Genomic DNA, 20,229 nt, shown 5'->3' on the forward strand with positions numbered 1-20,229 from the left:
CCCGCCTTCGCCCGGCCGCGGATTTCCGTCAATCGACGCCGAGGTAGAGGCGGCGCACCACGTCGTTGGCCTTGAGGCTGGCGGCGTCCTCCGCCGCGTGCGCGATCTCGCCGTGGACGAGGACGTAGCCGCGGTCGGCGATGCGGATCGCCTGGTTGAAGTTCTGCTCGGCCATGAGAACCGTCAGACCCAGTGCCGCCTTCAGCTCGGCGATCTTGTCGATCATTCTCGCCACGAGGATCGGGGCGAGGCCGACCGAAGGCTCGTCGACGAGGAGGATCTTCGGCGCCGACATCAGCGCTCGGCCGAAGGCGAGCATCTGCTGCTCGCCGCCGGACATCGAGCCGGCGAGCTGGCGCCGCCGCTCCTTCAGGCGCGGAAAGGCCTCGAAACAGAAGGCGCGGCGCTCCTCCATGCCGGCGCGGGCCTTCTTCGGCATGGCGCCGAGCGTCAGGTTCTCGTCCACCGTCAGCTTGGGAAAGAGGCGCCGGCCCTCCGGCACGAGGGCGATGCCGAGCGCGACGATGGCTTCCGTCGAGAGCGCCGAAAGGTCGTGCGTCTGCCCGTCGATAGTGGCCGTGATGCGGCCCTTGCTCGGGCGGATCTGGCCGGTCAGGCATTTCAGCAGCGTCGACTTGCCGTTGCCGTTGGTGCCCAGCAGCGCCGCGGTCTCGCCGTGGCGCACGCTCATGTCGATGCCGGAGAGGACCTTCACCGCGCCGTAGCCGGCATGGAGGCCCTCGACGCTCAAGCTATTGCCCAAGATAGGCCCTTTCCACGTCCGGGTGGCGCATCACCTCGGCCGCCGCGCCGTCGGCGATCTTCTTGCCGGCGACGAGGACGACGATGCGTTCGCAGAAGCCGGTGACGGCCCGCATGATGTGCTCGATGAGGATCACGGCGATCCCTTCGCCGTTGAGGCGCACCAGCAGCTCCAGGATCTCGTCGACCTCCGAGTCCGACAGGCCGGCCATCGCCTCGTCTGCGATGAGGAGGCGCGGGTTCGCGGCGAGCGCCCGGCCGAGCTCGAGGCGGCGCAGCTCCACCTGGCTGAGGCTCGCGGGCAGGTCGGCGGCGCGGGGGCCGAGGCCGACCGAGTGGAGGATCTCGCCGGCGCGCTCGGCGGATTTGCGCCGGCTCGTCTCGCCGGCGGCGAAGGCGAGGGGGATCTCGATGTTCTCCCGGATCGTCATGCCCTTGAACGGGCGCGGGATCTGGAAGGAGCGGGCAAGGCCCATGCGCGCCCGACGATGGGCCGAAAGGCGGGTGATGTCGGCGCCCTCGAAGAGGACGCGCCCGGCTTCCGGCACGAGCGCGCCGGTGATGCAGTTGACGAAGGTGCTCTTGCCCGAGCCGTTCGGCCCGATGAGGCCGACGCGCTCGCCGGGCCGCACGGTGAAGTCGACGCCGTCGAGGGCCGTGAAGCCGCCGAAGCGCTTCACGATGCCGCTCGCGTCGAGGATGAGCGGGTTGGTGGTCTGGGCGAGGGCGCTCATCGGACGGTGCGCCGCCGCGACAGGAGGCCCATGATGCCGAAGGGCGCGATGGAGGTGAACACGACGAGGAGAAGCCCGACGATGAGAAGGTTGGCGGAGGAGGAGATGGTGACCGTCGCCAACTGCTGGAGCGAGCCGATGAGGACCGCGCCGACCACCGGCCCGATCCAGGTCGCCATGCCGCCGATGACGGGCATGGCGATGGTGTTGACCGCGACCGTCAGGCTGAAGGCCGTCGCCGGGTCGACATAGGTGATGAAGAAGGGGAAGGGCGCCCCGGCCATGGCGAGCACCGCGCCCGAGAGCGAGGTCGCGGCGAGCTTGAGCTTGAGGCTGGCGACGCCGGAGCATTCCGCCGCGGTTTCATCGTCGCGAATGGCCGCGAGGCCCCGGCCGAGCCAGGAATGCTGGACGGTGCGCGCGATCGCGACGGCGATCACCGCCAGCACGAACATCAGCGCGCAGAGATAGGCGGCGTAGGAGCTGAAGAACGGCGCGTCCTCGGGCCGGATGATGTAGGCGCCGCGCGCCCCCCCGACGAACTCCCAGTTGACGATCACCGTGTGGAGGATGACCGAGAGCGCGAGCGTTCCGATGGAGAAGAAAACGCCGCGGAGGCGGAGCGTGAGGTAGCCCATGCCGAGCCCGAACAGGGCGCCGACCCCGGCCGCGACGAGCACCATCACCGGCACCGGCAGGTCGGGGAAGAGCTTGTAGAGGAAGACCGAGCCGTAGACGCCGAGGGCGTAGAAGCCCGCCGCGCCGAAGTTCACGTAGCCGGCATAGCCGCCGAGGATGTTCCAGCCGGTGGCGAGCACGACGTATTGGAGGACGCCGTAGGCCGCGAGGTAGGCGTATTCCGAATTGAAGCGGCCGAGGACGGTGAAGAGGACGACGCCGATGGCGGCGGCGAGACCGAGCCAGACGAGCGTGCGCGGCAGGCCGCCGCGGCGGTCCTCGACATAGGGCGTGGACAGACTGCTCATCGGCCGAAGATCCCGCTCGGCCGCACGGCCAGGGTGATGAGGAGGAGCCCGAAGGAGACCGCGGGACCCCAGGCGGCGCCGACATAGGTCGTGGTCATCGCTTCCGCGACGCCGAGGATCGCGCCGGCGACCACCGTGCCGAGGAGGCTCGTCATGCCGCCGAGGACGCAGATCGCGAAGGCGCGGCCGATGAACTCGCGGCCCATGGAAGGCTCGATGGGCTGGATGATCACGAGAAGCGCGCCGGCGAGCATGGCGGTGGCGATGGACAGCCCGAAGGCCGCCTCCTTGATCTTCACCGGATTGCCCCCGACGAGCCGCAGCGCGCCCGGGTCCTGGCTGACGGCGAGGATCGCGCGCCCGGTGAAGGTGCGCCCGAGATAGAGCGCGATCAGCGCCACGACCCCGAGGCCCGCCAGGAACGGCACGAGCATGCGGTAGGGCACGGAATAGTCGCCGAACGTCAGGCTCGGGCCGATGTAGGGCGCGGAGACGAAGCGGTAGTCAACGCCGAAGACGAGGAGGAGCGACACCTCGACCACGAAGAGCAGGCCGAAGAAGAAGGCGAGGCCCTGCAGCGAGTCCTCCGAGCGCCGCTCGAAGACGCCGTGATAGTAGCGGTAGAGGCCGCGCCCCGCGATGTAGGCGAAGGGCGCGGCGACGAGGGCGGCGAGCAGCGGGTCGAGCCCGTACTCGACGTTCAGCCAGTAGGCGACGAAGGCCCCCAGCATGATGAAGGCGGGATGCGCGATGTTGACGATGTCGAGCATGCCGAAGGCGATGGTGATGCCCACCGCCACGGCCGCGTAGAACCCTCCGAGAAGGAGGCCCGAGAGAAGAGCGTTGCCGAAGAGTTCCATCGACATTCCCGGGGCCTCAGGCGCTCGCCGGGAAGGGATGGCGGTGCTCGCCGGACTTGTATTCCGGCGGATGCAGGATCACCTGCCGCCCCGCTTCGCCGAACTGCTCGACGCCGGAACCCTCGATGCCCTGGAACTGGCAGGTCAGGATGCGCGGGGCCGCCCATTCGCCGCGCTCGCCGAAGGCGATCTGGCCGACCACCGTGTCGAAGGTCGTCTTGCGGATGAAGTCGGCGAGCGCGCCGTCGTCGAGCGAGCCGACCTCGGTCACCGCGCGCTCCAGGATCTGCATCTCGGCATAGGCGAAGGGCGGGATGTAGATGCCGAGCGGGTCGACGCCGGCGGCCGCTGCCCGCTCGCGGTAGCGCACGAGGAAGGCGTCGATGCCGGGGAACTGCATCGTCGGCTCGGGAACGTAGAGGTCGTAATAGGTGACGTTGTTCAGCATTTCGCCGAGCTGCGTCTTCAGCCCCGCGAACTGCAGGCCGATCATGCCGCCGCCGACCATCTGCGCCTTGAACCCGGCCTCGTGGACGGCCCGGATCATGCCGGCCGAATCCGGCGGATAGGAGCCGATGTAGAGGAGGTCGGGCGCCGCCGCCTTGATGGTGCGCACGATCGAGGCGAAGTCGATGGTGTTGGGCGGATAGGTCTGGTCGTAGACGATCTCGAGGCCGTGCATCTCGGCGTTCTCGCGCGCGCCCTCCAGCGCCAGGATCGAGAACTCGGCGTCCGCGCCCACCAGCGCGACGGTCTTCGGCTTTTCGGGAAGCGCCATGGCCAGCTCAAAATAGCCCTTAGAGAACTCGACCTTGGCGTTCGGCCCGTTCGGCTGGAGCTGGAAGTAGCGGTCGTAGTTGAACTGGTCGTTGGCGGCGAGCGCGAAGAGCGAGAGGAACAGCTTGCGCTTCTGCATGATCACCGGCATCGCGGCGGCCGTCGGCACGGTGGCGTAGCCGGAGATGACGATGTCGACGCCGTCGACGTCGATCAGCTTGGAATAGATGCCGGGAACGGTCGAGGGATTGCTCTGGTCGTCGTAGGTGACGAGCTCGACCTGCCGCCCGAGGAGGCCGCCGCGCGCGTTCACCTCCTCCGCCCAGATCTGGTAGGCGAGGAGCGCCGCCTTGCCGCCGGCGGCGAGACCGCCGGACATGGCCATGCCCATGCCGATCCGGATCGGCCCGTCCTGAGCGAGGGCGACCGTTCCGCCCATCGCGGCGAGCGTCGTCGCGGCAGCGGTGGTGGCGAGCAGCTTGCGTCTCGAAATCATCTCGGTTTCTCCTCCCAAATCGTGATTGCCCGCCCCTCGCGCCGGCCCCTTGGCCTTGACGCGGGAGGCGGGGTTCGGCCTGTCTCGGCCTAGAAGTCCACTTGTTCAGGGCCCTTCAGCGCCAGGATCTCGCGCGCCTCGTCGGGGGTCGCGATGCCGAAGCCGAGGTTTTCGAGGATCGTGCGCACCTGGCGCACCTGCTCGGCGTTCGAGGTCGCGAGCCGGCCCGGGCCGAGCCAGAGCGAGTCCTCCAGCCCGACGCGCACGTTGCCGCCCATGGCGGCGGCCTGCGCGGCGATGCGCATCTGCGAGGAGCCCGCGCCCAGCACCGACCAGCGGTACTGGTCGCCGAAGAGGCGGTCCGCCGTGCGCTTCATGTGGATGACGTCCTCGGGATGCGTGCCGATGCCGCCGAGAATGCCGAAGACCGACTGGACGAAGAGCGGCGGCTTGACGAGGCCGCGGTCGAGGAAGTGCGCGAGGTTGTAGAGATGCGCGATGTCGTAGCACTCGAACTCGAAGCGCGTGCCGTTGCCGTAGCAGGTCTGGAGGATGTACTCGATGTCCTTGAAGGAGTTGCGGAAGACGAGGTCGCGCGTCGCCTCCAGGAACTCGCGCTCCCACTCGAACTTGAACTCCTTGTAGCGGTCGAGGAGGTGGAAGAGGCCGAAGTTGATCGAGCCCATGTTGAGCGAGGCGACTTCGGGCTTGTAGGTCGCGGCCGGCAGGACGCGCTCCTCGACCTTCATGTAGGGGCTGCCGCCGGTGGTGATGTTGATCGCCGCGCTCGTCTGCTGCTTGATGCGCGACAGGAAGCGGCCGAAGGCCTCCGGCGTCTGGTCTGGACGGCCGGTCTCGGGGTTGCGCGCGTGAAGGTGCAGGATCGCCGCGCCCGCCTCCGCGGCGCCGACGGCGTCGGCGATGATCTCGTCCGGCGTGATCGGCAGGTGCGGCGACATCGAGGGCGTGTGGATCGCGCCGGTGACGGCGCAGGTGATGATGACCTTCCGGGTCGCGGCCATGGCTGTCGTCCTTGTCTGATGAGGCGGCGCGTCAGCGCCCGCCGGAAACGTCGATGTTGGCGCCGGTGACGTAGGAGGCGGCCGGCGAGAGCAGCCAGAGAACGGCTTCCGCCACCTCCTCGGGCTCGCCGGCGCGGCCCGCGGGCACGACGCTGGACGCCTTGTCGAGGCGGCCGGGCGCCCCGGCCGCGGCGTGGAGGCCGGTGGCGATGAGGCCGGGCGAGACGGCGTTGACGCGGATGCCGTCGCTCGCGAGTTCCCGGGCAAGGCCGACCGTCGCGGTGTCCACCGCACCCTTCGTCGCGGCGTAGTGGACCCATTCCCCCGCGCCGCCGAGATCGGCCGCGCGGGAGGAAAGGTTGACGATCGCCCCGCCCGAGCCGCCCCGGCTCGTCGCCATGCGCCGCACCGCCTCGCGGCAGCAGAGCATCAGGCCCGTGACGTTGACGGCGAGGACGTCGGCGAGCGCCTGCGCCTCGAGGTCGGCGAGGCGGCAGAGCGGCCCGGTGCCGCCGGCATTGTTGACGAGCCCGGTGACGGGTCCGAGCGCGTCCGCCGCCCGGTCGAACAGCCTGACGATGTCCGCTTCGCTGCGCATGTCCGCCCGGATCGGCTCGGCACGCCCGCCGGTCCGGCGGATGGCCTCGCAGACGGCGGCCGCCCCCGCCTCGTCGGCAGCGTAGTTCACCGCGACCGCCCAGCCATTGATGGCGGCGCGGATGGCCACCGCGGCGCCGATGCCGCGAGAGGCGCCGGTGACGACGAGCGTGCCGGGAGAGGCGGGAGTCGCATTCATGGGAAAGCCTTACTTGATGACCTGGGGGTTGATCGGCGATCCCGTGCCGCCGGTGATGACCAGCGGAGGACCGCAGAAGAAGAACTCGTAGACGCCGTCCTTGGCGCAGTCCTCGGCGAGCTCCTTCACGTAGAAGATCTCGCCCATGCAAAGGCCCATGGCGGGGATCACGACCCAGTGCCAGGGCTGGTTCGCTTCGCCGGTCTCGTTCGGCCGCACCTCGACGCCCCAGGTGTCGGAGCAGATCGCGGCGATCTCCTTGTCCTGGCACCAGTAGCAGTTCTCGAACTTCACGCCCGGCGCGTCGCCGCCGGCATAGCCGCCCCACTCGCCCTCGGAGAGGCAGCGCTCCATCTGGCCGGTGCGGATGATGACGAAGTCGCCCTTGCCGATCGTGACGCCTTGGCTTGCCGCACAGGCATCCAGCTCGTCGTTGCCGATCGACTCGCCGTCCTGGAGCCAGGGCACGCCGCGGAACCGGGCGATGTCGAGAAGGACGCCGCGCCCGACCATCTTGTTCTTGGAATGCTCGATGCCGAGGACGTGGAGGCCGCGGGAATCGATGAGCTTGGCGTCGTGGCCGTTATAGGCCTTGTCCTCGTAGAAGATGTGGCCGAGCGCGTCCCAGTGCGTGGCGCCCTGGACGCAGAGGTTCAGCGTGTCGTCGGCGTAGCGGAGGTTGTTCCAGTCCTGCCGCCCGGCCACGGCGTCGGTGCCGGTGGCGAGCATCTGGTGGATCGGGTTGAAGCGCCCGCCGAAGAGGCCGTTCTGCGGCCCCTTGGCGTCGAGCGGGATGCCGAGCGCGAAGACCTGGCCGCGCTTGATGAGCGAGGCGGCGCGGGCGATGTGCTGGGGCTCGACGTGGTTCAGCGTGCCGATGTGGTCGTCCTTGCCCCAGCGGCCCCAGTTCGACAGCTTCTCCGAGGCTTCCGCGATGGCGGCCTTGCCGACGGTGATGTCCATGGTCTCGATGCTCCCAAGTCTTTGTATTGCAGGTTGGCGGCCGGGCGCGGGGTCCGGCCGGGATGGTGGTCAGGCGTGGGGGAAGGGCTCGGCCGCTCCGGGCGGCAGCGGCACGTTGAAGGCGTTGATCGTCATGGAGATCAGCGTGTAGTAGCCGAGGATCCCGACCAGCTCGACGACGCCCTCGGTGCCGAGCGCCTCGACGGCCGCGGCATAGGTCGCGTCCGAAACGAAGCGCGTGTCCGTCAGCTCGCGGGCGAAGCGGTAGACGGCGGCGTCGGCCGGCTCGGCGAAGCTCGGCGTCGCGCCGGTGCGGATCGCCTCGGCGGCCTCCGGCGAGACGCCGGCCTTGATGGCGATCGGCGCGTGGACGGCCCATTCGAAGCCGGCCCGCCAGTGCGCGCCGGTGACGAGGATCGCGAGCTCCGAGAGGCGCGGCGGGAGCCGCGTGCCGTAGCGGCAGAAGGCGCCGAGCGCCTGCGCCTTGTCGGCCAGATCAGGGCTGAGCAGCCAGACCCGGAGCGGGCCTTCGACGATGCCGCGCGGTCCCGACAGGATCGCGTCGTGGACGCGCCGCTGCTCGGGGTCGAGCGTGGTTTCGTCGAGTTCGGGCAGGCGCGGTTGTTCGGGCAAGTGGCTCCTCCGTCGACCGGCGCTCGGGGCGCGAAGACGCTGCGGCGCGCCGGTGGCGGCGGGCCCTCAGGTGCGAACGGTCGTTTCCTCCGTGCCGGTCTTGGTGCCGGCTTGATTTATCGAGTGATAAACGAACACCGATCGGACGGCTTGTCAATCGGTCGCAGCCGAACTGTCTCGCTTTCCTCTAACCTGCGGGACGCGGCGGCCGGTTGACTTAATTTATCGTATGATAAACAGTCTGGACCACGACATGCGGGCAGCGGCGGGAGGAGGCCGGAACCATGCGGGCAGCGCCCTTCGCCTATTTGAGGCCGGATAGCCTGGAGGAAGCCTTCGAAGCGCTCGCGCAGTTCGGCGACGAGGCGCAGCTTCTGGCCGGCGGCCAGAGCCTCATGCCGGCCATGGCGCTGCGCATGGCGCGGCCGGGCGTTCTCGTCGACATCTCGCGCCTCGCGGCCTTGCGCGGCATCGCGCTGGAGGAGGGCGCCCTCGTCCTCGGCGCCGGCACGACCTATGCCGAAGCGCTGCGCGCGCCGCTCGTAGCGACCCACACGCCGCTTCTCGTCGAGGCGATCCCCCACATCGCCCACGAGGCGGTGCGCTCGCGCGGAACCCTCGGCGGGAGCCTCGCCAATGCCGATCCGGCCTCCGAGATGCCGGCCTGCATGCTGGCGCTCGGCGCGCAAGTCGTGCTGCGCTCGGCGGAGGGCGAGCGCGCCGTTTCGATGGAAGAGTTCGCGCTGGGTACCTACACGACCGCGATCGAGCCCGGCGAGATCCTCGCCGCCATCCGCATCCCGCTCCCCGAAAGCCCGCGCCGATCCCGCTTCCGCGAGATCGCCCGCCGCTCCGGCGACTACGCCATGGCCGGCGCCGCGCTCGTCTCGGACGAAGCAGGCGAGGCCCGCTTCGTGCTCTTCGCCGTCTCCGACCGGCCCATCCTCGTGCCCGGCGCGCCGGACGTCGACGCGGTGCTCGCGGCCATCGACGCTGAGGTCGAGTTCTTCCCCGACAACCACGTGGGCATTTCCACCAAGCGCCACCTCGCCGGCGTCCTCGCCCGCGATCTCCTCTCCCGGTCCGCGCCGAAGGAAGCCGCATGACGCTCAATGCCCGCACCGACATGGCGGTGAGCCTCACCGTCAACGGCCGCCGCACGGCCGGCTTCGTGCCCGTGCGCCAGACGCTCGCGGGGTACCTGCGCGAGGAGCTCGGCCTCACCGCCGTGCATCTCGGCTGCGAGCAGGGCTCCTGCGGCGCCTGCACGGTGCGGGTCGATGGCGAGGTGATGCGCTCCTGCCTCGTTCTCGCCGTTCAGGCCGAGGGCTGCGTGGTCGAGACGCCCGAGGGCTTTTCCGGCGATCCCGCCATGGATCGTCTGCGCGAGCGCTTCGCGACGCGCAACGCCCTGCAATGCGGCTTCTGCACGGGCGGCATGCTCGTCGCCGCGTGCGACCTCCTCGCCCGCGAGCCGCGCCCGAGCCGCCACGCCATCCGGGAGGCGATCTCCGGCCATGTCTGCCGCTGCACCGGCTACGAGGCGATCGTCGACGCGATCGAATCGGCCGCGCTGGCGGAGACGGCGCCGTGAACGACATGACTCAGGTACCCGCCGACCGCCCCATCGGCCGCGCCATGCCGCGCGCGGCGGCCAGGCGCCATGCCGCCGGCCGCGGCCGCTTCGTCGACGACATCGCGCCGGCCGGCTGCCTGCACATCGCCTTCCTGCGCAGCCCGCACGCCCACGCGCGCATCCTCTCGGTCGACCTGTCCGCCGCTCTCGACCTGCCCGGCGTCGTCGACGCCTTCGACGGGCCGGCCTGCGCCGAGCTCTGCAAGCCCTGGATCGGCACGCTCGACCACTTCCCCGGCCTGCGCTCGCCCGAGCAGCACGCTTTGGCGGTCGATGTCGCGCGCTGGAGCGGCGAGCCGGTCGCGGCGGTGGTCGCGACCAGCCGCGCGATCGCCGAGGACGCGCTCGACCTCATCGAAGCCGAGTTCGAGGAACTGCCCGCCGTCACCGACATCGAAGCCGCGCTCGACCCCGATAGCGCGCGCATCCACGCGGATTACGACTCCAACCTCGCCTTCCGCCTCGATCTCACCGCCGGCGAGCCGGACGCCGCCTTCGCGGGCGCTGCGGCGATCGTCGAGCGCAGCTTCCGCTTCAACCGCCAGACCGGCGTCACGCTGGAGCCGCGCAGCCTCCTTGCCGACTTCCAACCCGGCACGGGCGAGTTGACGGTCCACCATTCGACGCAGACACCCTACCAGATGCACGACGTCTACAGCCGCCACTTCGGCATCCCCGAGGAACGGGTGCGGGTGGTGGCGCCGGACGTCGGCGGCTCCTTCGGGCTGAAGCTCCACGTCTACGGCGAGGAGATGGCGGCAGTCGCCGCCTCGATCCGCACGGGCAGGCCGGTCAAGTTCGTCGCCGACCGCTACGAGTCCTTCCTCACCGACATCCACCTGCGCGACCACCGCGTCCATGCCCGCATGGGCGTCGCGGCGGACGGCGAGATCCTCGCCATGGAGGTCGACGACGCGACGGGCATCGGACCCTTCTCGGTCTATCCCCGTACCAGCGCTGTCGAAGGCAACCAGGCGATCCGCCTCATGGGCGCGCCCTACCGGATGCAATCCTACAAGGGGCGCCTGAGCGTCCTTTTCCAGAACAAGGCGCCGACCTGCCAGTACCGCGCCGTCGGCCATCCCATCGCCTGCATGGCGACGGAAGCCTTGGTGGATGCGGCGGCCGGCGCGCTCGGGCTCGACCCGCTGGACATCCGCCGCCGCAACGTCGTGCCCGATGACGCCTATCCCTACCGGACCGCCAACGGCTACATGCTGGAGGGCCTGTCCCACCATGCCTGCCTGGAAAAGCTTTCCGCTCTCATGGACTACGACGCGCTGCGCCGCGACCAGGCCGAGGCGCGGGCGAGGGGCGTTCATCGCGGCATCGGCCTCGCGGTCTTCGTCGAGATCACCAATCCCGGCCCGGCCTTCTACGGCGTCGGCGGCGCGCGCATCTCGGCGCAGGACGGTTGCACTGTGAAGCTCGAGCCCTCTGGCGGCTTCTCCATCGCGATCAGCATCACCGAGCAGGGGCAGGGCACCGAGGCCATCTCCGCCCAGATCGCCGCCGACCGGCTCGGCGTCTCGCCCGAGCGCATCTCGGTCGTGTCCGGCGACACGCGCACCACGCCCTATGGCGGCGCCACCTGGGCCTCGCGCGGCGCCGGCATCGGCGGCGTCGCCGTGATGAAGGCGGCCGAGGCGATGCGCGCGAACCTCCTCGGCCTGGCCGGCACCATCCTCCAGGCCTCGCCCGAATCGCTCGACATCCGCGAGGGCACGATCGTCGACGCCCAGACCGGCACGGAGCGCATGAGCCTCGCCGAGCTCGGCCGCATCCTCTACTTTCGCCCCGACACGCTGCCGCCCGGCACGCACCCGTTGCTGACCGTCTCCGGCCATCACGTGCCGCAGGGCTACCCCTTCGCCTTCACCAACGGCATCCAGGCGAGCCACGTCGAGGTCGACCCCGACACCGGGCTCGTCGAGCTCCTCGGCCATTGGGTGGTCGAGGATTGCGGGACGATCATCAACCCGCTCCTCGTCGACGAGCAGATCCGCGGCGGCGTCGTCCATGGGCTGGGCGGCGCGCTGTTCGAAGAGTGCAACTATTCGCCGGAGGGGCAGCTCCTGTCCACGACGCTGGCCGACTACCTCGTGCCGCTGGCCTCCGAGATGCCGGACATCAAGATCGCCCATGTCGCGACGCCGACCAAGACCTCGCCGCTCGGCGCCAAGGGCGTCGGCGAGGCGGGGACGGCCGCGAGTGGCGCGGCGCTGCTGAACGCCGTCAACGACGCTCTGTCGCCGTTCGGCGCGGTGCTGGCGGAAACGCCGCTGACGCCGGAGCGGGTGCTGCGGGCGCTTGGCAAGGTTTGACGCTTGCGATGAAATGAAGGAGCCGCATGCGCCGGGAGGGCGACGCGGCGACCGGGAGGAACGGCATGAACGGACAGTCTGGCGCGGCGCTTCGAACGGATGAGGCGGGCGGCGGCGCGCCGCTCTGGACGCCCTCGCCGGAGCGGGCGGCGTCCTCGGGAATGGCGGCGTTCCGCACCTTCTGCGAGGAGCGCACCGGCTCGCGCTTCCCCGACACGCCGGCGCTGCACGCCTGGACGCTCGACGACCCCGCCGCCTTCTGGGAGGCGGTGTGGGACTTCTTTGGCGTGGTCGGCGAGAAAGGCGAGCGCCGCCTCCTCGACGGCGACCGCATGCCCGGCGCCCGCTTCTTCCCCGACGCCAAGCTGAACTACGCCGAGAACATGCTTCGCCCGATCGAGGGCGTCTCGGACGAGGCCGATGCCCTGGTCTTCCGGGCCGAGGACGAGCGCGAGGACCGCTGGAGCTGGGGGAGGCTCCGCGCCGAGGTTTCCCGCCTCCAACAGGCCATGCGCGCCATGGGGCTCCAGCCCGGCGACCGGATCGCCGCCCTCCTGCCGAATGGCCCCGAGGCGATCGCCGCCATGCTCGCCACCGCCTCGGTCGGCGCCGTCTGGTGCTCGGCCTCGCCCGACTTCGGCCCGCGCGGCATCCTCGATCGCTTCGGCCAGATCGAGCCGAGGCTCCTCATCGCCTGCGACGGCTACTTCTACGCCGGCAAGACGCTCCCCATCGCCGACAAGCTCGCCGAGGTCGCCGCTTCGCTTCCCACCCTCCAGCGCATCGTCCTCGTCGACATGCTGGGTGAGGCGCAGAGCACCGCGCAACGGCTCGGAGACAAGGCTGCGACCCTCGACGCCTTCCTCGTGCCCCATGTCCCTGCGCCGCTCGGCTTCGAGCGTCTGCCCTTCGACCAGCCGCTCTTCATCCTCTTCTCCTCCGGCACGACCGGCGCGCCCAAATGCATCGTCCACCGTGCCGGCGGCGTCCTTCTCCAGCACCTGAAGGAGCACGGCCTCCACGCCGATGTGCGGCCCGGCGACCGGCTGTTCTACTTCACCACGCTCGGCTGGATGATGTGGAACTGGCTCGCCTCCGGCCTCGGGCGCGGCGCGACGCTTCTCCTCTTCGACGGCTCGCCCTTCCACCCCAAGCCGGACGTGCTCTTCGACTACGCGCAGGCCGAGCGCATGACGCACTTCGGCACCTCGGCCAAATACATCGATGCCGCGAAGAAGGCGGGCCTCCACCCCGCCGAGACCCACGACCTCGCCTCGCTCCGCGCCATGCTCTCCACCGGCTCGCCGCTGGCGCCGGAAAGCTTCGCCTATGTCTACAAGGGCGTGAAGTCGGACCTCCACCTCGCCTCGATTTCGGGCGGCACGGACATCGTATCCTGCTTCGTCCTCGGCGATCCGACGCGGCCCGTCCGCAAGGGCGAGATCCAGGGTCCGGGCCTCGGCCTCGCCGTCGAGGTCTGGAGCGAGGAGGGGCGCCGCGCAAGCGTCGGGGAGAAGGGCGAGCTGGTCTGCGCCAAGCCCTTCCCGGTGATGCCGCTCGGCTTCTGGAACGATCCGGACGGGGCGAAATACCGCGCCGCCTATTTCGAGCGCTTCGACAACGTCTGGTGCCACGGCGATTTCGCGGAGGAAACGAGCCAGGGCGGGCTCGTCATTCACGGCCGCTCGGACGCGGTGCTGAACCCCGGCGGGGTTCGCATCGGCACGGCCGAAATCTACGCGCAGGTCGAGCCGGTGCCCGAAGTCGCCGAAGCGCTCGCCATCGGCCAGGACTGGCAGGGCGATGTCCGCGTCGTCCTCTTCGTGCGGCTCGCGGGCGGAGCGGTGCTCGACGCCGAGCTGGAGAAGACCATCCGCGCCCGCATCCGGCAGGGCGCATCCCCGCGCCACGTGCCGGCCAAGATCGTCGCCGTTTCCGACATCCCGCGCACCAAGTCCGGCAAGATCACCGAGCTGGCGGTCCGCGACGTCGTCCACGGCCGCGCGGTGAAGAACAAGGAGGCCCTGGCCAATCCGGACGCGCTCGACCTCTACAGGGATCTGGCGGCGCTCGCGGACTGAGCGCCGCCGGAAGTCGTCAGCCCAGCCGCTCGGCGTGCCAGCGCAGGTGGTCCGCCAGGAAGGTCGAGATGAAGTAGTAGGAGTGGTCGTAGCCCTCCTGGCGCCGCAGCGTCAGGGGGATGCCGGCTGCCCCGCACGCGGCTTCTAAGAGCTCGGGCTTGAGCTGGCCGTCGAGGAAATTGTCGGCCGTGCCCTGATCGACGAGGAGGTCTGGCAGGCGCGCGCCGTCCTCGATCAGCGCCACGGCGTCGTGGCGCCGCCAGGCGGCCCGGTCCGCGCCGAGATAGCCCGTCAGCGCCTTCTCGCCCCAGGGCACCTGGCCCGGCGCGACGATCGGCGCGAAGGCCGAGACCGCCTTGAAGCGGTCCGGATAGGTCAGCCCGATCGTCAGCGCGCCGTGGCCGCCCATGGAATGGCCGGTGATCGACTGCCGGTCCATGTCGGCCGGGAACTCGGCCGCGACAAGCGCCGGCAGCTCCTCGGTGACGTAGCTCCACATGCGGTAGTTCTTGGCGAAGGGCGCTTCCGTCGCGTCGACGTAGAAGCCGGCGCCGAGGCCGAAGTCGTAGGCGCCGGCGGGATCGTCGGGAACGCCCTCGCCGCGGGGGCTCGTGTCCGGCGCGACGAAGATCAGGCCGAGCTCGGCGCAGGCCCTGCGAAACTCGCCCTTTTCCGTGACGTTGGCGTGGGTGCAGGTGAGGCCGGAGAGGTACCAGACGACCGGGAGCTTGGCGCCGGCGGCGTGGCTCGGCACGAAGACGGAGAAGGTCATCTCCGTCCCCGTCGACGACGAGCGGTGCTTGTAGACGCCCTGCGCGCCGCCGAACGCCTTGTTCGTCGAGACCGTCTCCATCGCCATCAGAAGACCACCACGGAGCGGATCGACTTGCCCTCGTGCATGAGGTCGAAGCCCTTGTTGATCTCCTCGAGGCTCAGCGTGTGCGTGATCATCGGGTCGATCTCGATCTTGCCGTTCATGTACCAGTCGACGATCTTCGGAACGTCGGTCCGGCCCTTGGCGCCGCCGAAGGCCGAGCCCTTCCAGACGCGGCCGGTGACCAGCTGGAACGGACGGGTCGAGATTTCCTTGCCCGCTTCCGCGACGCCGATCACCACCGAGACGCCCCAGCCGCGATGGCAGGCTTCCAGCGCCTGGCGCATGACGGTCGTGTTGCCGGTGCAGTCGAAGGTGTAGTCGGCGCCGCCGTCGGTGAGCGCGACGAGGTGGGCAACGATGTCGCCCTCGATCTCCTTCGGGTTGACGAAGTGCGTCATGCCGAAGCGCTTGCCCCATTCGGCCTTGTCGTTGTTGAGGTCGACGCCGACGATCTTGTCCGCGCCCACCATCCGCGCGCCCTGGATGACGTTGAGGCCGATGCCGCCGAGGCCGAAGACGACGACGTTGGAGCCGGGCTCGACCTTGGCCGTCTTGGTGACGGCGCCGACGCCCGTGGTGACGCCGCAGCCGCAATAGCAGGTGGTGCGGAAGGGGGCGTCCTTGCGGATCTTGGCGACCGCGATCTCAGGGAGAACCGTGAAGTTCGAGAAGGTCGAGCAGCCCATGTAGTGGAAGATCGGCTGCCCCTTGTAGGAGAAGCGGCTGGTGCCGTCCGGCATCACGCCCTTGCCCTGCGTGGCGCGGATGGCGGTGCAGAGGTTCGTCTTGCCCGACAGGCACGACTTACACTGGCGGCATTCCGGCGTGTAGAGCGGGATGACGTGGTCGCCCGGCTGGACGTAGGTCACGCCCGCGCCGACCTCGCGCACGATGCCGGCGCCCTCGTGGCCGAGGACCGACGGGAAGAGGCCTTCCGAATCGAGGCCGTCGAGGGTGTAGGCGTCGGTGTGGCAGATGCCCGTCGCCATGATCTCGACGAGGACCTCGCCGGCCTTCGGCCCTTCGAGGTCGAGCTCCACGATCTCGAGCGGCTTCTTGGCTTCGAACGCGACGGCGGCCCTGGTCTTCATCACATCACCCGGCGATTGCTGATGACGCGTGCGTACCAAGTCCGGGCCGCCTTGGACACCGCAAATTCCGGCGTCGAACGTTTCGCCTGCGACGTTTCGCCGGTCAGAAGCCGGCGATGCCGAGGCCGCTGTCGTGGGGCGCCGAACCGGCGGCCCGCAGACGCCAGGAGCCGGGGGCGCGACGGTGCTGGATCGGTGCGGGCGACGGGCGGCCTTTCAGCCCCTCGGCGAGAACCATGCCTTCGGGCCAATGGCCGAAGCCGCTCGCGACGTTGATGTGGCCGGCGAGGCCGAGATCGACGAGCCCAGAGCCCCAGCGGCCGGCATGAGCCTCCGCCTCGTCGAAGCGCATGAAGGGGTCGTCGCGGCTCGCCACGAGGATCGAGGGGAAGGGCAGGCGAGCGCCGGAGGCTTGCGCGAATTCGGCCGCGCCGGGAACGGTCTGCGACAGGCGGCCCGCTTCGGCAGGCGCCACGAGGAGCGCGCCGGCGACGTGGGCGGCTGCCGGACGATGCGCCAGCGCCGCGACGAGCGCGCAGCCGAGGCTGTGGGCGACGAGGACGGTGCCGGGGAGGCTCTCCAGCCGCGCTTCGAGGGCATGCAGCCAGTCGGCAAGGCGCGGTCGCGCCCAGTCCTCCTGCTCCAGGAGCTCCGCGCTCGGATCCCGCTCGACCCATTCGCGCTGCCAGTGGCCGGTGCCCGAGCCGTTGAGGCCCGGAACGAGCAAGGTCTCGATCATGACCGGTCTCTCCTCTTCTCCATTGCACCGCTCAGGATAAGGACGACGCGCCGGCCCGGGAGAGAAACAATACCAAAGTTGTAGACTATTCCGGAAAAACCGTCCGGCGGGGATCCGCACCCGCCGGACGGACCGGGACGTCAGCCGCGATGCGGGCCGGCTTCCGGATGGTTGTGCTTGTTGTGGCGGCTTTCCTGGTTCATCCCGCCCCGGCTCACCGGCATCTCGCTCTGGCGAGCTTCGGGGTGGCGCGGGGCGTGTTCCGGGGCGTCGGGATCGGCCGCCACGTCGATCTCGCCGGGCTTGGGCACGTCGTCGCGGTTCTGGAGGATGCGCAGCTGCTGCTCGTGCGTCTTCTTGGCCTGCATGGGGATTCTCCCTGGTTTGTCGGCGGTCAGCGGTTGGTGCGGCCCATGCGGGCCGGGTCCACCGCGCCGGTGTCGTCGACGTCGTTCTCGACGTCGCCTTCGAAGGTGTTGTCGCCGGCGATGTCCTCCGGCTCGGCGCCGGCCATCCACACGCCCTTCGACTGGTTGATGCCCGGATCGCGCTCGAGGTCGTCGATTGGCCGCACGGCGCCGGGGCTGCCGGCGCGAAGATGCTTGCTCATGAGGCTGCTCCTCGTGTCTCGGATGAGATGGGAATGGCGTGGAGCCGGGCGCGGTTGCGGGCTCCGGTAGACGGCTCGGCACTTCATCGTGCCGGCTGGAGGAACGAGAAACCTAAGGATCGGTGAAGCCCAAGCGTCCCCATCCTGCATGCGAGCCATGCGATTTGCTGCGTTGCAGCATGAGGGATGGGCGACCATCTTGAGGGCGAGCGAACAGGAGACAATCATGACCATCCGCAGCCGTATTCGCAACGCCATCAGCCAGTTGCGCGTCGATCCCGCCGAGCGGTACCTCAACGAAGCCACGTCGCTGGTCGATCTGGAAGCCCGCGAGCGCGAGATCGCGCGCGGTCTCTTCTCGCAGCGCAAGACCTACTGAGACGCGTCGAGGTGCACCACTCGGTCCAGGCGGAAGATTGTTTCCGCCTCGCATGCTCCCGCGCCAATCCATCCCTTGAGGGACGGGGCCTCCGTGCCGATCTTGGCGGCATCCTGCCGCAGAGCGCGGCATCCAGCATCCGAGTGGAGCCCATGAAACGTCTCGTCACGACCGCCGTCGCCCTCCTGGCTCTTGCCGGAACGGCCGCGGCGGGCAGCCTTGCCGACATCAAGTCGGCCGGCACCTTCCGCATCGGCACGGAAGGGACCTACGCGCCCTTCACCTTCCACGACCAGTCCGGCGCTCTCGTCGGCTTCGACGTCGAGATCGGCCGCGAGGTCGCCAAGCGCCTCGGCGTCGAGCCGCAATTCGTCGAAGGCAAGTGGGACGGCCTCATCGCGGGCCTGGCCGCCGACCGCTACGACGCCGTGATCAACCAGGTCGGCATCACGGAGGAGCGCCAGCAACGCTTCGACTTCTCCGAGCCCTACATCGTGTCCAAGGCCGTCCTCATCGTGAAGGACGACAACACCGACATCGCCTCCTTCGAGGACCTCTCCGGCAAGCGCGCGGCGCAGTCGCTGACCTCGAACTACGGCAAGATCGCCGAAGGGGCGGGCGCTTCGCTGGTCGGCACCGATGGCTTCGACCAGTCGATCCAGCTCGTCCTCACCGGCCGCGCCGATGCGACGGTGAACGACAACCTGTCCTTCCTCGACTTCAAGAAGCAGCAGCCGAACGCGCCGGTGAAGGTCGTCGCGACGCAGGACGAGGCCTCGGCCTCCGGCATCATCGTCCAGAAGGACAATCCCGAACTCGTCGCCGACATCAACAAGGCGCTGAAGGCCATGAAGGCCGACGGCACCTATCAGGCGATCTCGCAGAAGTACTTCGGCGCCGACGTCTCGCAATGACGGTCCGGGGCGGGGCTTCGGTTCCGCCCCTTTTCACGTGATCGCACCGCCTTAGCTCCCTGGCGCGGCGCGTGGCCGCGCCGGAGACGATGGACCCGACGTGCCCCCCTGGCTGCAACTCATGCTCGACTCGGCCGTCCCGCTCCTGACGGCGGCCGTCACCTTCACCGTTCCCCTCGCGATCCTGTCCTTCGTCTTCGGCCTGTGCATCGGCTTCGTCGTCGCGGCCGTGCGGCTGTTCGGGCCGAAATGGCTCGCCTGGATCGCGGCGACCTACGTCTGGTTCATCCGCGGCACGCCGCTCCTCGTCCAGCTCTTCGTCATCTTCTACGGCCTGCCGAGCGTCGGCATCCTGATCGACGCCTTTCCCGCCGCCCTCATCGGCTTCTCGCTCTCGGTCGGCGCCTATACCTCCGAGATCATCCGCGCGGCGCTCGGCTCGATCCCGCGCGGGCAGTGGGAGGCGGCCTATTCGATCGGCATGACGCGCGGCCAGGCGCTGCGCCGGACCGTCGTGCCGCAGGCGGTGCGCGTCGCGATCCCGCCGCTGTCGAATTCCTTCATCTCGCTGGTTAAGGACACCTCGCTCGCCGCGGCGATCACCGTGCCGGAGCTCTTCCAGCAGGCTCAGCGCATCGTCGCCGTCACCTACGAGCCGCTGATCCTCTACATCGAGGCGGCGCTCATCTACCTCGTCCTGTCTTCGGTGCTGTCGGTTCTGCAGCGGCGGCTGGAAACGCGCTTCGGGCGGTACGGCGGCTACGGGGAGACCGGCGTATGATCCGCCTGACCGGCATCCACAAGCATTTCGGCGCCAACCACGTCCTGCGCGGGGTCGATCTCGACGTCGCGCGCGGCGCGGTGACGGCGCTGATCGGCCCGTCCGGCTCGGGCAAGTCGACGCTCCTGCGCTGCTTCAACCTCCTCGAAATGCCGGAGGCGGGGCGGCTGGAGCTGGAAGGCCTGGCGATCGATTTCGGCATCGGGCGGCCGCCGCCGAAGGCCGACATCCTCGCCGTGCGCCGCTCGACCGGCATGATCTTCCAGAACTTCCAGCTCTTCCCCCATCGCACCGTCGTCGCCAACGTGATGGAAGGGCTCGTCACGGTGAGCCGCTGGCCGACCGAGAAGGCGAGGGCGCGCGCCATGGAGCTCCTCGCCAAGGTCGGCATGGACCACAAGGCCGAGGACTGGCCGGCGACGCTCTCCGGTGGCCAGCAGCAGCGCGTGGCGATCGCCCGCGCGCTCGCGGCCTCGCCGAAGCTCCTTCTCTGCGACGAGCCGACCTCGGCGCTCGACCCGGCGCTCGCGGCGGAGGTGGTCGAGGTGCTGCGCGCGCTCGCCCGCGAGGGCACCACCATGCTGATGGCGACCCACGACCTGCGCCTGGCCGCCCAGGTCGCCCAGGAGGTGGTCTTCATCGAAGGCGGGGGCGTCGTCGAGCGGGGTGCGCCGGGGCAGGTCTTCGGGGCGCCTTCGGACCCGCGCACCGTCCGCTTCGTCGAGAGCCTGACCGGCGCCGCGGGCGGGCCGCCGCCGATCTGACGGC

General features: G+C 69.7%; 22 protein-coding genes. 8 read left to right on the forward strand and 14 right to left on the reverse strand.

Annotation, left to right across the window (positions count from 1 at the left end):
• Positions 1-28: 28 nt before the first annotated feature.
• From FZN60_RS16965 to FZN60_RS17005, 9 genes are all read right to left on the reverse strand, one after another.
• Positions 29-763, reverse strand: coding sequence for an ABC transporter ATP-binding protein (locus FZN60_RS16965; protein ID WP_246726885.1), 735 nt, complete (start codon positions 761-763; stop codon positions 29-31).
• Positions 753-1,496 carry an ABC transporter ATP-binding protein gene (locus FZN60_RS16970; protein WP_158874685.1) on the reverse strand — a complete coding sequence of 248 codons (744 nt, stop codon included), beginning with the start codon at positions 1,494-1,496 and terminating at the stop codon, positions 753-755. Before FZN60_RS16970 ends, FZN60_RS16965 begins: the two co-directional genes overlap by 11 nt.
• Positions 1,493-2,482 carry a branched-chain amino acid ABC transporter permease gene (locus FZN60_RS16975; protein ID WP_158874686.1) on the reverse strand — a complete coding sequence of 330 codons (990 nt, stop codon included), beginning with the start codon at positions 2,480-2,482 and terminating at the stop codon, positions 1,493-1,495. Before FZN60_RS16975 ends, FZN60_RS16970 begins: the two co-directional genes overlap by 4 nt.
• Positions 2,479-3,348 carry a branched-chain amino acid ABC transporter permease gene (locus FZN60_RS16980; protein ID WP_158874687.1) on the reverse strand — a complete coding sequence of 290 codons (870 nt, stop codon included), beginning with the start codon at positions 3,346-3,348 and terminating at the stop codon, positions 2,479-2,481. The genes FZN60_RS16975 and FZN60_RS16980 overlap by 4 nt, the downstream gene beginning before the upstream one ends.
• Before the next feature lie 10 nt (positions 3,349-3,358).
• A complete protein-coding gene (locus tag FZN60_RS16985; RefSeq protein ID WP_199266584.1) occupies positions 3,359-4,615 on the reverse strand; it encodes an amino acid ABC transporter substrate-binding protein in 1,257 nt (418 codons plus the stop codon).
• Between the two features lie 89 nt (positions 4,616-4,704).
• The gene (kce, locus tag FZN60_RS16990; protein WP_158874688.1) at positions 4,705-5,637 is read right to left on the reverse strand and encodes a 3,5-dioxohexanoate:acetyl-CoA acetone transferase; all 933 of its coding nucleotides are present in this window, start codon (positions 5,635-5,637) and stop codon (positions 4,705-4,707) included.
• Positions 5,638-5,668: 31 nt separating this feature from the next.
• Positions 5,669-6,433: an SDR family oxidoreductase gene (locus FZN60_RS16995; RefSeq protein ID WP_158874689.1), complete on the reverse strand. Its 765-nt coding sequence runs from the start codon at positions 6,431-6,433 to the stop codon at positions 5,669-5,671.
• A gap of 9 nt (positions 6,434-6,442) precedes the next feature.
• Positions 6,443-7,396, reverse strand: a complete 954-nt coding sequence (locus FZN60_RS17000) for a cyclase family protein (RefSeq protein WP_246726886.1) — start codon at positions 7,394-7,396, stop codon at positions 6,443-6,445.
• Positions 7,397-7,465: 69 nt separating this feature from the next.
• Entirely contained in the window at positions 7,466-8,029 is a 564-nt protein-coding gene (locus FZN60_RS17005; RefSeq protein WP_158874690.1) for a carboxymuconolactone decarboxylase family protein, read from the reverse strand.
• Between the two features lie 284 nt (positions 8,030-8,313).
• Between FZN60_RS17005 and FZN60_RS17010 the strand changes: the two genes are divergently transcribed.
• The 4 genes from FZN60_RS17010 (at position 8,314) to FZN60_RS17025 (ending at position 14,070) form a co-directional block, all read left to right on the forward strand.
• Positions 8,314-9,135 carry an FAD binding domain-containing protein gene (locus tag FZN60_RS17010; protein ID WP_158874691.1) on the forward strand — a complete coding sequence of 274 codons (822 nt, stop codon included), beginning with the start codon at positions 8,314-8,316 and terminating at the stop codon, positions 9,133-9,135.
• The gene (locus FZN60_RS17015; RefSeq protein WP_246726890.1) at positions 9,132-9,623 is read left to right on the forward strand and encodes a (2Fe-2S)-binding protein; all 492 of its coding nucleotides are present in this window, start codon (positions 9,132-9,134) and stop codon (positions 9,621-9,623) included. Before FZN60_RS17010 ends, FZN60_RS17015 begins: the two co-directional genes overlap by 4 nt.
• A 5-nt stretch (positions 9,624-9,628) precedes the next feature.
• Positions 9,629-11,989, forward strand: coding sequence for a xanthine dehydrogenase family protein molybdopterin-binding subunit (locus FZN60_RS17020; protein WP_158874774.1), 2,361 nt, complete (start codon positions 9,629-9,631; stop codon positions 11,987-11,989).
• 65 nt (positions 11,990-12,054) lie between these two features.
• Positions 12,055-14,070 (forward strand): acetoacetate--CoA ligase, encoded by a 2,016-nt coding sequence (locus FZN60_RS17025; protein ID WP_158874692.1) that lies wholly within the window; start codon positions 12,055-12,057, stop codon positions 14,068-14,070.
• A gap of 16 nt (positions 14,071-14,086) precedes the next feature.
• Here FZN60_RS17025 and fghA read toward each other — a convergent pair whose 3' ends face one another.
• The 5 genes from fghA to FZN60_RS17050 all read right to left on the reverse strand — a co-directional run bounded on the left by fghA (position 14,087) and on the right by FZN60_RS17050 (position 17,387).
• Positions 14,087-14,929: an S-formylglutathione hydrolase gene (gene fghA, locus FZN60_RS17030; RefSeq protein WP_199266585.1), complete on the reverse strand. Its 843-nt coding sequence runs from the start codon at positions 14,927-14,929 to the stop codon at positions 14,087-14,089.
• Complete coding sequence (locus tag FZN60_RS17035) at positions 14,929-16,038, reverse strand: S-(hydroxymethyl)glutathione dehydrogenase/class III alcohol dehydrogenase (RefSeq protein ID WP_158874693.1); 1,110 nt, start codon at positions 16,036-16,038, stop codon at positions 14,929-14,931. The genes fghA and FZN60_RS17035 overlap by 1 nt, the downstream gene beginning before the upstream one ends.
• A gap of 103 nt (positions 16,039-16,141) precedes the next feature.
• Positions 16,142-16,777: an alpha/beta hydrolase gene (locus FZN60_RS17040; RefSeq protein WP_158874694.1), complete on the reverse strand. Its 636-nt coding sequence runs from the start codon at positions 16,775-16,777 to the stop codon at positions 16,142-16,144.
• A gap of 140 nt (positions 16,778-16,917) precedes the next feature.
• Complete coding sequence (locus tag FZN60_RS17045) at positions 16,918-17,145, reverse strand: hypothetical protein (RefSeq protein ID WP_158874695.1); 228 nt, start codon at positions 17,143-17,145, stop codon at positions 16,918-16,920.
• 26 nt (positions 17,146-17,171) lie between these two features.
• Positions 17,172-17,387: a hypothetical protein gene (locus FZN60_RS17050; RefSeq protein WP_158874696.1), complete on the reverse strand. Its 216-nt coding sequence runs from the start codon at positions 17,385-17,387 to the stop codon at positions 17,172-17,174.
• Positions 17,388-17,613: 226 nt separating this feature from the next.
• On the opposite strand from FZN60_RS17050, the gene FZN60_RS17055 reads away from it, so the two are divergent.
• The 4 genes from FZN60_RS17055 (at position 17,614) to FZN60_RS17070 (ending at position 20,225) form a co-directional block, all read left to right on the forward strand.
• Positions 17,614-17,766, forward strand: a complete 153-nt coding sequence (locus FZN60_RS17055; protein WP_158874697.1) for a DUF3563 domain-containing protein — start codon at positions 17,614-17,616, stop codon at positions 17,764-17,766.
• A gap of 152 nt (positions 17,767-17,918) precedes the next feature.
• The gene (locus FZN60_RS17060) at positions 17,919-18,680 is read left to right on the forward strand and encodes an amino acid ABC transporter substrate-binding protein (RefSeq protein WP_158874698.1); all 762 of its coding nucleotides are present in this window, start codon (positions 17,919-17,921) and stop codon (positions 18,678-18,680) included.
• A gap of 100 nt (positions 18,681-18,780) precedes the next feature.
• Positions 18,781-19,461, forward strand: coding sequence for an ABC transporter permease subunit (locus tag FZN60_RS17065; protein WP_158874699.1), 681 nt, complete (start codon positions 18,781-18,783; stop codon positions 19,459-19,461).
• Complete coding sequence (locus tag FZN60_RS17070; protein WP_158874700.1) at positions 19,458-20,225, forward strand: amino acid ABC transporter ATP-binding protein; 768 nt, start codon at positions 19,458-19,460, stop codon at positions 20,223-20,225. Before FZN60_RS17065 ends, FZN60_RS17070 begins: the two co-directional genes overlap by 4 nt.
• Positions 20,226-20,229: the final 4 nt, after the last annotated feature.

The organism is Antarcticirhabdus aurantiaca, from assembly GCF_009765365.1.
Taxonomy (GTDB): domain Bacteria; phylum Pseudomonadota; class Alphaproteobacteria; order Rhizobiales; family Rhizobiaceae; genus Antarcticirhabdus; species Antarcticirhabdus aurantiaca.